Consider the following 15,924-nt stretch of genomic DNA (forward strand, 5'->3'; position numbering starts at 1 on the left):
CACCGTCCGATTGGACAGATAAAATATTCACTAATTTAATTCAACCAACAGGTAATATCTGCTATTTTTGCATACAATTATAAGAACAAACAACAATTATGGAAACAGCAAAAGTTTACTACACAGACCTACGTACCTCTCCTACTTCCAACCTGCTTGACAAGATGGAGCGTCTGGTGAAGCGTGCCGGCATCGAAAAACTACCTCTGAAAGACAGTTTCGTCGCTATCAAAATCCACTTCGGCGAACCAGGGAACCTTGCTTATCTGCGCCCCAACTATGCGGCACGCATGGCAAACCTGCTGCGCACGAATGGCGCGAAACCTTTCCTCACGGATTGCAATACTCTCTATTCCGGCCGTCGTGCCAACGCCGTAGACCATCTGCAAAGCGCAATGGAGAATGGCTATAACCCCATATCCGCCCAGTGCCAAGTGATCATTGCCGACGGGCTGAAGGGTACGGATTGCCGGGAAATCCCCTTGGATGGCGAATACTGCCCAGCTCCCAAGATAGGCGCTGCCATTGCCGACGCCGACATCATTATCAGCATGAACCACTTCAAGGGACACGAACAGGCAGGATTCGGCGGCGCCCTGAAGAACTTGGGCATGGGATGCGCCAGCGTGGCAGGCAAACTGGAACTGCACTCCGCCGCCCAGCCCAAGATTGAGACGGAGAACTGCATCGGCTGCAACATCTGCGTAAAACACTGCGCCCACGACGCCGTACATCTGAACGCCGGACGCAAAGCGGAAATAGACTACGACAAGTGCGTGGGTTGCGGACAATGCGTCGCCTTGTGCCAGCACGATGGTGCCGTGATGGGCGCTGGAGATACCTCCGAACGGATGAACTACAAGATTGCCGAATACTCACTGGCAGTGGTGAAGAACAAGCCGAACTTCCACGTCAGCTTCATCATGAACGTGTCGCCGGAATGCGACTGCTGGAACCATAACGACGCCGCCATCATCCCCGACCTCGGCATCCTGGCTTCCACCGACCCCGTGGCGCTGGACAAAGCTTGTGCCGACATGGTGATTCAGGCACCCATCCTGCACACAGGAAACGCCCTGTCCGCCGGACATGAGCACGACGACCTGTGCGGGCACGACAAGTTCCACCTGATGCATCCGGATACGGACTGGCTGGCAGGATTGCGTCATGCCGAGAAGATCGGATTGGGCACAATGAATTATGAATTGGTGAAGATTTAATGCTTTTTACCCTAAAATGCCTTCATAACAACCATGTAGATACAGAATTTATAGGGATTGATACAATACTTTAAACGGAATGTGTACGCTTCCCCTACTTTTGTATCTCGAAAAGAGACCGATTAATCATCAAATAAAACTTAAATAATAGAATAATGGAAAAGTCAGTTAAACTCTACTCTTTATCGTTCAGTAACGTAAAAACCTATTTGTTCGCACTCCTGTTCGTTGCAGGAAACATCGCATTGCCGCAACTTTGCCATGTGGTACCCCTGGGAGGACCGACGTTACTACCCATCTATTTCTTCACGCTGATTGCCGCCTATAAATTCGGCTTCCGCGTAGGACTGCTGACTGCATTGGTTTCTCCGATGATCAACCATCTGCTGTTCGGTATGCCCGCCGCAGCCGCACTCGCCGCCATACTGGTGAAATCGAGTTTGCTTGCCGGCGCAGCCGCACTTGCCGCACGTCACACCAAGAGCATATCACTGATGGCATTGCTTGGTGTCATCCTGGCTTATCAGGTAGTAGGCACAGCCTTCGAGTGGGCATTGTGTGGCAACTTCTTCACTGCCGTGCAAGATTTTCGTATAGGCGTTCCGGGTATGTTGATACAGTGGTTCGGCGGCTATGCCCTGCTGAAAGCCATCTCCAAGTATTAATCGCAAGACTTACCCCATAACGTATGGCAAAAACAATGGAAGAAGTGATGGAACGCTTCCGCACAATCGAGTTCCACGATGATTTCGACCTCATCGTGGCAATCGCGAACGGCGGAATCGTTCCCGCAGGCATCATCAACCAGCGGCTACAGAAGGAGGTGCACTTGCTACGCATCAACCTGAGAGACGAATATCAGCATCCCAAGTACGATGCTCCCCGCCTGCTGGCACCGATAGATTTCGATTTCAAGGACAAAAGCATCCTGCTGGTGGACGACCGGATAAAGACCGGCTCCACCATCCGCCTGGCATGCGAACTGCTGAAAGGAGCACGTCTGATAAAGACATTCGCAGTAAACGGCACCGCCGATTATGCCTTGTTTGATGAAACATGTTTCAAGTTTCCTTGGATAATATAAGAAAATCACTAACTTCGTGCCGGATTAACTCATGGTAGATTCTTGAAATGGAAACAAGAGAAAACAACCGGTTCACGAAGAAGTACCCCATCGGTTTCGCCCTGAGTGGCGGCTTTATCAAAGGCTTTGCCCACTTGGGGGTGATGCAGGCTTTGCTGGAACATGACATCAAGCCCGATATCCTTTCGGGTGTGAGCGCCGGCGCTTTGGCCGGCGTGTTCTATGCCGACGGTAACGAACCGCACCGGGTGCTGGATTTTTTCGCCGGACATAAGTTTCAAGACCTAACCAAACTGGTCATCCCCAAAGTGGGACTATTCGAGTTGGAAGAATTTATCGACTTCCTGAAGTCCAACCTGAAAGCCAAGACAATGGAGGAGTTGCTGATTCCTCTCATTATTACGGCGACCGACCTTGACCACGGACGTTCCGTCCAGTTCTACAAGGGGTCGATAGCCGAACGTGTAGCAGCCTCCTGCTGCATGCCCGTACTCTTCTCACCCGTAAAAATAGAGGGCACGTACTACGTGGACGGAGGCGTACTGATGAACCTTCCGGTCTCCACCATCCAGAACGTTTGCAACCGCGTGGTGGCAGTCAACGTCAGTCCGCTCATGGCAAATAAATACAAGATGAACATTGTGAGCATTGCCATGCGCTCCTATCACTTCATGTTTCGCGCCAACACTTTTCCGGAACGCGAGAAGGCGGACCTGCTGATAGAACCTTACAACCTGGACGGATACAGCAACACCGAGCTGGAGAAAGCGGAGAAAATATTCATGCAAGGATATGACGTCGCCAACACCCTGTTGGAACGGCTGAAGGAGAGCAAAGGTTCCGTATGGAAAGAAGAAACTATTGTAAAACCATAAAAGTAAGAAGATGGGGAAAGAAGAAAAAATCGTTATCTATCAAGTATTCACGCGCTTGTTTGGAAACAAACAGAATCACTGCATCCACAACGGAAGCATAACCGAAAACGGCTGCGGCAAGATGGCGGACTTTACCAACAAGGCACTGGCCGAAATCAAGAAGCTTGGAGCCACCCATATCTGGTACACCGGCATCATAGAGCATGCCACGCAGACGGATTACCGAATCCATAATATACGTCCCGACCATCCTGCCATCGTGAAAGGAAAAGCAGGCTCGCCATATGCCATCAAGGATTATTATGACGTAGACCCCGACCTGGCAAACGACGTACCGGGACGCATGAGGGAATTTGAGAATCTGGTGCAACGTACACACCGCAACGGGCTGAAAGTGATCATCGACTTTGTTCCCAACCACGTAGCACGTCAGTATCATTCGGATGCACAACCGGACGGCACCTCCCAGCTGGGAGCCAATGACGATTCGGCATACGCATTCAGCCCTTACAACAATTTCTATTACATTCCCCAAGCCGAATTGCACGGGCAGTTCGACATGAAAGGCGCTGCCGCCGAGCCCTACAAGGAATATCCGGCAAAGGCAACCGGCAACAATCGCTTCGATGCCTATCCCAACATAAACGACTGGTACGAAACCATCAAGCTGAACTACGGCGTGGACTATCAGAACGGCGGGACACGGCACTTCAACCCTATCCCCGACACTTGGCACAAGATGCTGGACATCCTCCTCTTCTGGGCGGACAAGCGTATCGACGGTTTTCGTTGCGACATGGCTGAGATGGTGCCGGTGGAGTTTTGGGAATGGGTGATTCCTCAGGTGAAGGAGAAACATCCAGGCCTGCTGTTCATCGCCGAGGTCTACAATCCGGCGGAATACCATAACTACCTGTTCCGCGGCAAGTTCGACTACCTGTATGACAAAGTGGGACTTTACGACACGCTCCGCAACGTCATCTGCGGATATGATTCCGCCACCGCCATCACCCGTTCGTGGCAACAACTGAACGGAATCGAGAAACGGATGCTGAACTTCCTGGAAAACCACGACGAACAGCGCATCGCCTCCGACTTCTTCGCCGGAAACCCGCGCAAGGCAATTCCGGGACTGATTGTCTCAGCCTGCATGAACACCAACCCGATGATGATCTACTTCGGACAGGAGTTTGGAGAACCAGGCATGGACTGCGAAGGATTCAGCGGCAGAGACGGACGGACCACCATCTTCGACTACTGGAGCGTAGACACCATCCGTCGCTGGAGAAACGGCGGCAACTTCGACGGAAAAATGCTGACCGAAGAACAGAAGAAACTGTATGGCTGCTATCAGCGCATCTTGACGCTTTGCAATGAAGAGAAAGCAATAACCAGCGGCGAATTCTTCGACCTGATGTATGCCAACGTCAACGGCTGGCGTTTCAACGAGCACAAGCAATATGCCTTCCTGCGCAAGGCAGGCAATGAGTTGCTGTTCATCATCGTGAACTTCGACCATGTCTCGGTGGATGTAGCCGTAAATGTTCCGGCACATGCCTTCGACTTCTTGCAGTTGCCACAGATAGACACTTATCCGGCAACCGATTTGCTGACGGGCAAAACGGAAAACATCAGCCTCCTGCCCTACAAGGCTACGGAAGTGGCACTGGAAGGCTACAGTGGCAAGATACTGAAAATAAAGTTTTGAAACCACAGTTATTCCGACTGACGGAAACCACCTTTTTTTGCCTCACGGGACGGATTTTTTCGTCCCGTGGGATGAAATCATTCATCTCGTGAGACGGATTTTTTCGTCTCGTAAGGCGAAATCATCCATCCCACGAGACGAATCCGTTCCTATCCCTGTCCTCCTGCTTCCAGCATTTCCTTTATCCGATACAGTCGGTTGATGGCTGGATTATAGAATGCATCCGGATAATGCGCCCGGATATCATACAGGTTCGCTTGTATATACAGCCTCAGATTCACAATATTTTCAGACTCACTGAGTCGCAACTCATTAGGGAACTGTCCGTTTTCAGCCCATTTCATCAGAGCGTTTATGCTCTCCTCATCATATTGATATTCCATACGTTCGCTATAAATTATAGGACAAAGATACGAACTAATGAAAAAAAGTCTTTGTTTCCGCGAACATTTTCTTTGCATCGATGTTATATAGGTGTGTTTTTCATAGTATTAGATATAAGATTAATTACAAGAGACGTACTCGCTTGCGACAAGTAAGTACATCAAAAAAAACAGAAGCGTCTGTTGGATTGATAAATGTGTAAAAAGCATCGGTTTACCAGAGCCGATGCTTTTTTTGTCCCTGTTTGTAGCATGTTAGAAAAATTATGCGTAAATTTGTCAGATAATAAGGAATATATTGTTATGAACATCCCTGTTATTCTCCACTTCTTGAAAGAAGTGTCCGCCAACAACAACCGCGAATGGTTCAATGCTCATAAGGACTTGTACGAAGAAGCCCGCCATGAATTTGAGAACCTGTTGTCGGCTGTCATCGCCCGAATCTCGCTTTTTGACGAAAGCATTCGCGGCGTACAAGCCAAAGATTGCACTTATCGTATTTATCGCGACACGCGCTTTTCGCAGGACAAGACCCCATACAAAACCCACATGGGCGGATATATCAATGCCCACGGCAAGAAATCGGACCACTGCGGCTATTACGTCCATCTGGAACCGGACAATTGCCTGCTGGCAGGAGGCAGTTATTGCCTGCCACCGAAGACCCTGAAAGCCGTGCGACAGGCGATATATGACAACATTGACGAATTCCGCGGCATAGTAGAGAACCCCGCTTTCAAACAATACTTCCCCACAATCGGCGAAGACTTCCTGAAAACGGCTCCCAAAGGGTTTCCCAAAGATTTCGAATACATACACTATTTGAAATGCAAGGAATATACCTGTTATTGCCACCAGCCGGAGAGCTTCTTCACCGAACCGGATAGTCCGGAACGTATCGCGGAAATATTCAAAGAGATGAAGCCCTTTGCCGATTTCCTGAACTATACGATTGATGATTTCGAATAAAATTGTGACTATAAATAACTAACTTAAAACATTAAAGCTATGGTAGTAGATAGATTAGAAAACTTAGACAAATACGTATCGCTGAACCCTCTGTTCGCACAAGCCGTTGAATTCCTGCAGTCACACGACTTAAACGCCATGGAAGTGGGCAAAACCGAACTGAAGGGCAAAGAGTTGGTTGTAAACGTGGCTCAGACCTCTCCCAAGACTAAAGAACAGGCCAAACTGGAAACACATAACGACTTCATCGACATCCAGATACCGCTTTCAGGACCGGAAGTGATGGGCTATACCGCCGGAAAAGATTGCGTGCCTGCCGATGCCCCCTACAACGCAGAAAAAGACATCACTTTCTTCGAGGGGCTGGCAGAAACCTACATCACCGTAAAACCCGGAATGTTTGCTATTTTCTTTCCACAAGACGGACACGCTCCCGGCATTTCTCCCGATGGAGTGAAGAAAGTCATCGTGAAAGTGAAAGCATAACCTATTCCAATCCAAAAAATCATCCTTTATGGAAACATTGAATTTAATCAAAAACGACCCTTGGCTGGAACCCTATGCAAACGCCATTATCGGCCGCCATCAGCACGCATTAACCAAAGAAGCCGAGCTGACAAACAAAGGGAAACAGACCTTGTCTGACTTCGCCTCAGGATATTTATATTTCGGCTTACACCGCACGGCAAACGGATGGATCTTCCGCGAATGGGCACCCAATGCCACGCAGATCTTCATGGTCGGCACGTTCAACGACTGGAAGGAACAGAAGAAGTATAGCCTGAAGCGCAAAAACAACGGCAATTGGGAAATCAAACTTCCCGCCGACGCCATAAAGCATGGTGACTTGTATAAGCTCATTATACATTGGGAAGGTGGTTGCGGAGAACGTATCCCCGCCTGGGCCACCCGTGTCGTGCAAGACGAACAGACCAAGATCTTCAGCGCACAGGTATGGGCTCCGGAAAAACCCTACAAAGTCAAGAAGCGCACGTTCAAACCGTCCACCAACCCGCTCCTGATCTACGAATGCCACATCGGCATGGCGCAACAGGAAGAAAAGGTAGGTACATACAACGAATTCCGCGAGAAAGTGCTCCCGCGCATAGCCAAAGCCGGATACAACTGCATCCAGATCATGGCCATTCAGGAACACCCCTACTACGGCAGCTTCGGTTATCACGTGTCCAGCTTCTTTGCCGCCTCCTCCCGTTTCGGTACACCGGACGAGCTGAAACAGCTGATTGACACGGCACACGGATTGGGTATCGCAGTAATCATGGATATCGTCCATTCGCATGCCGTGAAAAACGAAGTGGAAGGATTGGGCAATTTTGCCGGCGATCCGTGCCAATATTTCTATTCCGGCGGACGCCGCGAGCATCCGGCTTGGGACTCGCTCTGCTTCGACTACGGAAAGAATGAAGTCCTCCATTTCCTTCTCTCCAACTGCAAATATTGGCTCGAAGAGTATGGATTCGATGGGTTCCGTTTCGACGGCGTGACCTCCATGCTCTATTACAGCCACGGACTGGGCGAAGCCTTCTGTAACTATCAGGATTATTTCAACGGCCATCAGGATGACAATGCCATTTGCTACTTGACGCTTGCCAACAAGCTGATTCACGAGGTGAACCCGAAAGCGCTGACCATCGCCGAAGAGGTGTCGGGCATGCCCGGACTGGCTGCCAAAATTGAAGACGGCGGCTATGGATTCGACTACCGCATGGCAATGAACATCCCTGACTATTGGATCAAGACCATCAAAGAAAAGATCGACGAAGACTGGAAACCGTCCAGCCTCTTCTGGGAAGTGACCAATCGCCGTAAGGATGAAAAGACAATCTCCTACACAGAGAGCCACGACCAGGCCTTGGTAGGCGACAAGACCATCATCTTCCGCCTGATAGATGCCGACATGTACTGGCACATGCAGAAGGGTGACGAAAACTACATCGTCAACCGTGGTATCGCCCTCCACAAGATGATACGCATGCTGACAGCGACCACCATCAACGGCGGTTACCTCAACTTCATGGGCAACGAATTCGGACATCCCGAATGGATTGACTTCCCGCGCGAAGGCAACGGTTGGTCTTGCAAATACGCCCGCCGCCAATGGGACTTGGTGGACAACAAAAACCTCACCTACCACTACATGGCGGATTTTGATGCGGACATGCTCAAGACGATCAAAAGCATGAGAACCTTCCAGACGACTCCCATTCAAGAGATCTGGCACAATGACGGCGATCAGGTATTGGCATACATGCGCAGAGACCATATCTTTGTATTCAACTTCAATCCGAAGCAATCGTTTATCGGTTACGGTTTCCTGGTACCTCCCGGAACGTATGAGGTCGTATTGAATACGGACAACCCTGCTTATGGCGGCAACGGATTAACGGATGATACCGTAAAACACTTCACCCTGCCCGACCCGCTGTATGCAAAGGAGAAAAAAGAATGGCTGAAGCTCTATCTCCCTGCACGTACTGCGGTGATACTGAAAAAGGCCAAATAAAAGATAAAGAGGGGTTACACGCTTTCCATTGGAAGAGGGCGTGCGAATAACGCCTGAAGTGGAATATTTACCCCTGCTACAACTATCTATGAACAGCCCCCAAAAGTTAGAGACATAAAACTTTTGGGGGACTTTATGTATAAACGCCATATGGAAAGATTAGTGATGGCAATTTATTTCTGAAAGACATATATTTACGTATCATATCATAAATAAATAGTTTATGCTCAAACTCCGCTGTGTAGTAGAACGAATCACATACCAGAATCCCGAAAACGGATATTCGGTAATGAGAGTCAAGGTCAAAGGATACGATGACCTTGTAACCCTTGTTGGCAACCTGCTGGAGGTACCGGCAGGGAGCGTATTGCTATGCGAAGGAAACTGGAAAGTGGATAAGCGATACGGCAACCAATTCGTGGCAGAGAGCTGGGAGGAAGTCATGCCTGCCACCATCTACGGCATAGAGAAATATCTGGGTAGCGGATTGGTGAAAGGCATCGGCCCGAAGTTCGCCCAACTTATCGTCAGCCGTTTCGGATTGGAAACCATTGACGTGATTGAGACCAACATTGAACGACTCTATGAAGTGCCCGGCATCGGTAAGAAACGGGTGGAAAAGATAGCAGAGAGTTGGGAAAAGCAGAAAGACATCAAGAACGTGATGCTCTTCCTGCAAGGTTATGGAGCCAGCACCGCATACGCAGCCAAAATCTACCGGCAATACGGGAAAGAGAGTATCGATACCGTAAAAGCCAATCCTTACAAACTGGCAGATGACATTTGGGGAATCGGCTTCAAGACCGCAGACAGCATAGCTGCCAAGATGGGTTATGAGAAGAATGACCTGCGCCGTTGCAAAAGTGGCATTACCTACACACTCAGCCATCTTTCCGAAGAAGGACACGTCTATGCCGAAGAGGAGCAACTCCTGAAAGCAGCCATCGAATTGTTGGAAGCCGACGAAGAACCCATCCGTCAGGCAATGGCAGAAATGTTACAAAGCGAAGACTTGATACAAGACGGTGACGCTCTGTATATGCCACCCTTCTATTATGCCGAAGTAGGAACAGCCAATCGCCTGAGTGGACTATTGAATAATACGGAAAGCAATCTCTTCCAAAGGACATTAGACATTGATGCTATTTCCAAAGCCTCCGGCATCGAATATGACGAAGTGCAAGTGGAAGCCATCCGCGAAGCAGTCGCATCCAAGGTAATGGTGTTGACAGGTGGTCCAGGTACAGGAAAGACCACCACCACACAAGGAATCATCGCAGCCCTGAAGAGTATGGGACTAAGTATCCTGCTTGCCGCACCTACAGGACGTGCCGCCAAACGCATGAGCGAGGCGACAGGTATGGAAGCAAAGACCATCCACCGACTTTTGGAATACAATCCGAAAGACGGCTACAAGCGCAATGACGAAAAACCGTTGGAAGGAGATGCGCTCATCGTGGACGAATGTTCCATGATAGACATCATCCTGATGAACAACCTGATGAAAGCCTTGCCTGCGGATATGCGCCTTGTATTGGTGGGCGACATCGACCAGTTGCCCAGTGTGGGTGCCGGAAACGTGCTCCGTGACATCATTGATTCCGAAAAGATTCCCGTCATCCGTCTGACACGCATCTTCCGACAGGCACAGGCCAGCCGAATCGTCATGAGTGCCCATGCCATCAACAAGGGACAATTTCCCGACATCAGCAACGGCAAGCAGACCGACTTCTTCTTTATACAGATAGAAGAACCGGAACAGGTGGCTGAAACTATCGTCAAATTGGTAAAGGAACGCTTGCCCAAAGCCTATAACCGTCCGGCAAGCGACATCCAAGTCCTTACTCCCATGCAGCGGGGTGTGGTCGGTGCAGCCAATCTGAACACAGCCTTACAAGCCGTACTGAACACCTCCCAGTTGGCACTGAACCGCAGTGGCTATTCCTTCCGCCAAGGCGACCGGGTGATGCAACTTCGCAACAATTATGACAAGGATGTGTTCAATGGCGACTTGGGATATGTGGAAAAAGTGAACTTGGAAGACCGAACTTTGCAAGTGGACTTCGATGGCAAGTTGGTGGAGTATGAAGTCTCGGAGCTGGACGAACTGACTTTGGCATACGCAACGACCATCCACAAGTCGCAAGGATCGGAATATCCCATAGTCGTTATGCCGGTTTTGATGACCCACTATGTGATGCTCCAACGCAATCTTATCTATACAGGTATCACCCGTACCAAAAAAATCTGTGTATTGGTAGGGACGAAAAAGGCATTATCCTTCGCCATCCGTAATATGTCGGTGCTGAAACGTAACACGAAATTGAAGGAGCGGCTTAATCCTGCATTGACACAATCCGGCAGTGCCACACAACCTAAAGGATATGTGCTTCCTATGCAAACAGACTATGATATGGTGGCAGAAGCGAGAACCGAATATGGGAAAAAGTAGAATCATCACATCATATTTATATGACACTCGTGAGCTTATAACTTCTCTTGATTTGGGAAAGATAGTAAACAAGAGAAAAGAGTTATTGAGCATTTTTGGAAAAGCCCTCAATGTAACAAGATAAGACAAAAATATAACACCAAGAGCCTGTTTGAATTTTCTTCAACCTTCTTTTGAGAGTTCTTTTTGAAGGAAATTTAAACAGGCTCTAATACTAAATGCAAAAATAGTTGCGTTTAGTAAGCAAAAACACTTCATTACATAGCCGTTTATCGCTTCGATCAGTCCACACACCCTTTTGCCAAAAACCTTGTACCGGATTTTCATTCTTCTCGTCCGTAGATGCCTAAACCGGAGGAGAATACGATATTTCTTCTTAAAAACCGATGTTGGATACTCCTATATTTAATCTGTTCTCAGCTAATTGTCCAGGCTGTATCTTTGCACCATATAATGATTCCCATGACAGCAAAAGGATATTACCAATACACATACTTCTTACACTTATTACATTAATTTTATGGCAACAGTAAAAGCAAAATTCCGCACTTCTTCCAAACCCGGCAAGGAGGGAACATTGTTCTTTCAAGTAATCCACGACAGGATTACAAGACAGATAGCTACCGGCTATAAGATATTCGAACATGAATGGGATACCGCCGGTTCGGAAATCATCCTGACAGACAATGATCCATTGAGACACGACTACCTATTGTCGGTGAAGGAGGCATTGGCTGCGGAATCCTCAAAATTAAGAGGCATCATTACCCGCCTTGATAAAACGGGTAACAACTATTCGGTAGACAAGATTGTAGAACTTTCCAATGGATCTAAAGACGATGACGGCTTCATCGGGTTTGCCCAAAAGCTCACCAGCCAATTGAAACAGATCGGTAAGAAAAGAACAGCCGATACTTACACCACCGTCTTAAGCAGTTTCAAGCGTTTCCGGAAAGAGCAGGACTTATTTTTGGATGATGTGGACTCCGCCCTGATAGTAGAATACGAAACGTGGCTCAAAGAGAACGGAATCTGCAAAAATACGGTTTCCTTCTATATGCGCAACCTACGAGCTATCTACAACCGTGCAGTAGAAAAGAAACTGACCACGCAACGATTCCCGTTCAAGTACGTCTATACCGGAATTGATAAGACCGTCAAACGTGCTGTGACTATAAAAGTCATCCGGCAGATCAAGGAACTCGACCTTACCCTCTCCCCCCTACTCGATTATGCCAGAGACCTCTTTATGTTCTCTTTCTATACGAGAGGTATGTCCTTCGTGGATATGTCATATTTGAAAAAGAAAGACTTGCAGAATGGAATCCTGACCTATCGTCGGCAGAAAACCAACCAACAGCTCTCGATCAAGTGGGAACAACCTATGCAGGATATAATCGACAAATATGATACGGCAAGCAGTCCTTATCTGTTGCCCATTATCCGCGACATGGACAGGGACAAGCGGAAACAATACAAAAACGCCTCGCATTTGGTGAACAACAAGCTAAAGAAAATCGGGGAACAACTTGGCCTGGGGATTCCCTTGACAAGTTATGTCGCGCGGCATACTTGGGCGAGCATTGCCAAAAGTAAAAACATACCGGTTTCCACCATCAGTGAAGCCCTGGGACATGATTCGGAAAGAACCACGAGAATCTATTTGACATCGTTAGACACCTCGTCTGTGGATAAAGCCAATTCGATTGTATTGAAACTATTTACCGACAAATAATCAAAAAAGAAGCATTTTGCGCAATCCAATCAGTCTATATCACAAGTTGCCGTTTTGCAGAATAAAACGGCAACTCTCTCATTAAGAGAAGTATTACAAGCGCAAAATTAGAGAAAAAGACGGAATCGCCCAAAGAAATACATAAAAATTTATATTTTTGAATGTTGACTTGTTTTATAAAAATATGAATATGTTTTGCAAATAATCAAATACGATATTATTTATCCGTTGATAATCAACTCCATTCTACTTTTTCGTACTTCTCTTAATGAGAGAAGTACGAAAAAGAGGGTGTTTTCCCTCGGATATTACCTTATATAATAAGGTGGAATTTATAAGATTGATGAATATGAATCAAACTCGGGCAGAAGCCCGAACTTTTACGACATATGTTTGTAACTGCATAATAATCAATAGATATAGCGATTATGCAGGACTAGAGAATATATCCTGAACCGAAAAAATGCCTACGACAGAGATTGAAAAACAGACACGATGGTTTGTCATGCGAGACTTGAAACGCCCTAACGCCAAACTGCCGGCTTACAAGTTTTTGCGTGAGGAAGGATTTGAAGTATTTGTCCCCATGAAGCCACAATTAATCACCAAACACGGCAAAAAAGTGGTCGAAGATGTTCCTGTAATACGGGATTTGCTGTTCGCCCATACCGACAAGAAGAGGCTTGACCCCATCGTTGCAAGGACGGAGACTTTGCAATACCGCTTCATGCGAAATTGCGGACGTGCACCGATGATGGTCCCCGATGATGAGATGGAACGTTTCATCGTTGCGGTCAGCTCCTCGAATGACACCAAATATTATTTGCCGGAAGAAATTACTCCCCAAATGTACGGGCGTAAAATCCGTATCGTAGGCGGTCCCCTCAATGGTTATGAGGGGAGCCTGATTACCACCCGAGGCTCCAAAGTGAAACGCCTTATGATAAAATTGCAAGATTTCTTTGCAGCAGGCGTGGAAGTTAACCCTGAATACATACAATTTATATGACAATGATTACAAACTGTTTTCCCGGCCTGTCCGCAACTGCCACTTTTTGGATGGCCAATTCCATTACGGTATTCGGAGTATGCGTGCTTTGCACCGGCCTGCTCATTCCGCAAATATTGCTTATATCCTTCCGCAAGCGGTTGTTCGACCAGCCCGATGAACGGAAAATTCACCAAGGGGTAGTGCCAAGGTTGGGAGGTATCGCCTTCAAACCTGTCGTCTTTTTTTCCATAGCGCTCATGCTCGGTCTATGCCAATTCTTTGGCTATGGCAATATGTTCGACGGGGTATCTACGGAAAGCTGTTCTTTGGCATTTAGCTTCTGCTGTGTCATGCTGTTGTATTTGGTGGGGATGGCGGACGACCTGATAGGTATACGTTATAAAGCCAAATTTGCCGTACAGATCATGTGTGGGATGATGATGATAGCCGGGGGAATGTGGATATGCGACCTGCATGGACTGTTGGGAATCCACGAATTGGCAGAGTGGTTCGGTTATCCGCTTACCATACTCGTCATCGTCTTCATCATCAACTCCATCAACCTGATAGACGGCATAGACGGACTGGCATCCGGGCTTTGCGGCGTGGCGACACTTTTCTACGGGATGGTATTCTTCCTGTTGCAGGAATACATCTATGCCGTGCTTTCATTCGCCACTCTCGGGGTGCTTGTGCCGTTCTTCTACTATAATGTATTCGGGGATGCCAATAAGCAGAAAAAGATATTCATGGGTGACACCGGCAGCCTTACAATCGGCATGGTACTCTGTGTGTTGAGTTTAAAAATCCTCCTATGTCCGCCGACAAGTATCCCGGACGGTTTCCCGAATCTGCTGGTCCTCGCATATTCACCGCTGTTCATTCCGTGCCTCGATGTCGTGAGGGTCTATCTGCACAGGGTGCGCAACGGGAAAAACCCGTTCCTGCCCGACAAGAACCATATCCACCACAAGTTGCTTTCTGTGGGAATGCGCCAACGCGCCGCTATGGTAACCATCATATCCTTTTCGCTCCTGTTTACCCTGTGCAACATTTGGCTGTCCATGTACATGGAGATTACCCTGCTGTTAGCTGCGGATGTCGTGATATGGACATCGGCAAATATATGGCTGACACATAAAATTCATAAAATCAACAGGAAACTATAGTTATAATCGAGAATATGAAATTTTGCAAAACGATGATTGTAGCAGCATCCGTCCTTGTATTAGGCGCATGCTCCACTTCTAAAGAGATTACCTATTTCCAGGACCTACGCCCCGGAGAAAGTGAACTGACGCTTGTTTCCCCGACGGAAATCAAGATTATGCCGAAAGACAAACTGTCCATTCTGGTAAACAGCCAGGATTTGAGGCTGACCAACCTTTTCAACCTGCCGGTTGCGTCACAACAGATAGGTCAGGAAACGTCATCCAGCTCAAGCCGTGGCGTGTCCGGCTATACAGTCGATTCCAACGGAAATATAGACTTCCCTGTTTTAGGGGCTATCCATATTGAGGGCATGACCCGCGAAGAGGTCGCCGCGCATATCAAAAAGGAATTACAGTCGCACGACCTGGTCAAAGAACCGGTGGTCACGGTGGAATACATGAACCTGACCGTATCGGTCATGGGCGAAGTGAACAAGCCCGGTCGATACAATATAGAAAAGGACCATGTGACGATTTTGGACGCATTGAGCCAGGCAGGAGACCTCACCATTTACGGCAAACGGAACAAAGTACTGGTTTTACGGAATGAAGAAGGCAAGCAGCGTGTCTACGGGGTGGATCTCCGGTCGGCAAGCCATCTCTATTCTTCCCCCGCCTACTACCTGCTACAGAACGATGTCGTTTATGTGGAGCCTAATGATACAAAGGCTCGCCAAGCCACTGTCAATGGGAACAATGTCCGCAGCACCTCTTTCTGGCTGTCCCTTGCCTCCCTGCTGACCACCATCGCCGTATTAATTGCCAAATAACA

General features: G+C 48.0%; 14 protein-coding genes. 13 read left to right on the forward strand and 1 reads right to left on the reverse strand.

The features are described from left to right. Positions 1 to 98: 98 nt before the first annotated feature. The 5 genes from QZ323_RS04185 (at position 99) to QZ323_RS04205 (ending at position 4,887) form a co-directional block, all read left to right on the forward strand. Positions 99 to 1,220 carry a DUF362 domain-containing protein gene (locus tag QZ323_RS04185; protein ID WP_294633069.1) on the forward strand — a complete coding sequence of 374 codons (1,122 nt, stop codon included), beginning with the start codon at positions 99 to 101 and terminating at the stop codon, positions 1,218 to 1,220. A gap of 155 nt (positions 1,221 to 1,375) precedes the next feature. Next, complete coding sequence (locus QZ323_RS04190) at positions 1,376 to 1,885, forward strand: ECF transporter S component (RefSeq protein WP_294633071.1); 510 nt, start codon at positions 1,376 to 1,378, stop codon at positions 1,883 to 1,885. A gap of 23 nt (positions 1,886 to 1,908) precedes the next feature. Next, positions 1,909 to 2,304 carry a phosphoribosyltransferase gene (locus tag QZ323_RS04195; protein WP_294633072.1) on the forward strand — a complete coding sequence of 132 codons (396 nt, stop codon included), beginning with the start codon at positions 1,909 to 1,911 and terminating at the stop codon, positions 2,302 to 2,304. Between the two features lie 47 nt (positions 2,305 to 2,351). Continuing rightward, the gene (locus QZ323_RS04200) at positions 2,352 to 3,179 is read left to right on the forward strand and encodes a patatin-like phospholipase family protein (protein ID WP_294633074.1); all 828 of its coding nucleotides are present in this window, start codon (positions 2,352 to 2,354) and stop codon (positions 3,177 to 3,179) included. Positions 3,180 to 3,189: 10 nt separating this feature from the next. After that, complete coding sequence (locus tag QZ323_RS04205) at positions 3,190 to 4,887, forward strand: alpha-amylase family protein (protein WP_294633076.1); 1,698 nt, start codon at positions 3,190 to 3,192, stop codon at positions 4,885 to 4,887. A gap of 149 nt (positions 4,888 to 5,036) precedes the next feature. Here QZ323_RS04205 and QZ323_RS04210 read toward each other — a convergent pair whose 3' ends face one another. After that, positions 5,037 to 5,270 (reverse strand): hypothetical protein, encoded by a 234-nt coding sequence (locus QZ323_RS04210; RefSeq protein ID WP_294633078.1) that lies wholly within the window; start codon positions 5,268 to 5,270, stop codon positions 5,037 to 5,039. A 303-nt stretch (positions 5,271 to 5,573) separates the two neighbouring features. On the opposite strand from QZ323_RS04210, the gene QZ323_RS04215 reads away from it, so the two are divergent. The 8 genes from QZ323_RS04215 (at position 5,574) to QZ323_RS04250 (ending at position 15,922) form a co-directional block, all read left to right on the forward strand. Continuing rightward, positions 5,574 to 6,239 carry a DUF2461 domain-containing protein gene (locus QZ323_RS04215; RefSeq protein WP_294633082.1) on the forward strand — a complete coding sequence of 222 codons (666 nt, stop codon included), beginning with the start codon at positions 5,574 to 5,576 and terminating at the stop codon, positions 6,237 to 6,239. 39 nt (positions 6,240 to 6,278) lie between these two features. Then, the gene (locus tag QZ323_RS04220; RefSeq protein ID WP_294633083.1) at positions 6,279 to 6,725 is read left to right on the forward strand and encodes a YhcH/YjgK/YiaL family protein; all 447 of its coding nucleotides are present in this window, start codon (positions 6,279 to 6,281) and stop codon (positions 6,723 to 6,725) included. Positions 6,726 to 6,753: 28 nt separating this feature from the next. Beyond that, positions 6,754 to 8,763, forward strand: coding sequence for an alpha amylase C-terminal domain-containing protein (locus QZ323_RS04225; RefSeq protein WP_294633085.1), 2,010 nt, complete (start codon positions 6,754 to 6,756; stop codon positions 8,761 to 8,763). Positions 8,764 to 8,986: 223 nt separating this feature from the next. Continuing rightward, positions 8,987 to 11,215 carry an ATP-dependent RecD-like DNA helicase gene (locus tag QZ323_RS04230; protein ID WP_294633086.1) on the forward strand — a complete coding sequence of 743 codons (2,229 nt, stop codon included), beginning with the start codon at positions 8,987 to 8,989 and terminating at the stop codon, positions 11,213 to 11,215. A 520-nt stretch (positions 11,216 to 11,735) separates the two neighbouring features. Beyond that, positions 11,736 to 12,950 carry a site-specific integrase gene (locus QZ323_RS04235; protein ID WP_294633087.1) on the forward strand — a complete coding sequence of 405 codons (1,215 nt, stop codon included), beginning with the start codon at positions 11,736 to 11,738 and terminating at the stop codon, positions 12,948 to 12,950. A 463-nt stretch (positions 12,951 to 13,413) separates the two neighbouring features. Beyond that, entirely contained in the window at positions 13,414 to 13,959 is a 546-nt protein-coding gene (locus QZ323_RS04240) for a UpxY family transcription antiterminator (RefSeq protein WP_294633088.1), read from the forward strand. Between the two features lie 50 nt (positions 13,960 to 14,009). Then, positions 14,010 to 15,110 carry an MraY family glycosyltransferase gene (locus QZ323_RS04245; protein WP_294633194.1) on the forward strand — a complete coding sequence of 367 codons (1,101 nt, stop codon included), beginning with the start codon at positions 14,010 to 14,012 and terminating at the stop codon, positions 15,108 to 15,110. 14 nt (positions 15,111 to 15,124) lie between these two features. Continuing rightward, positions 15,125 to 15,922 carry a polysaccharide biosynthesis/export family protein gene (locus QZ323_RS04250; protein WP_294633090.1) on the forward strand — a complete coding sequence of 266 codons (798 nt, stop codon included), beginning with the start codon at positions 15,125 to 15,127 and terminating at the stop codon, positions 15,920 to 15,922. The last annotated feature ends 2 nt before the right edge of the window (positions 15,923 to 15,924 follow it).

The organism is uncultured Bacteroides sp., assembly GCF_910585845.1.
Classification (GTDB): domain Bacteria; phylum Bacteroidota; class Bacteroidia; order Bacteroidales; family Bacteroidaceae; genus Bacteroides.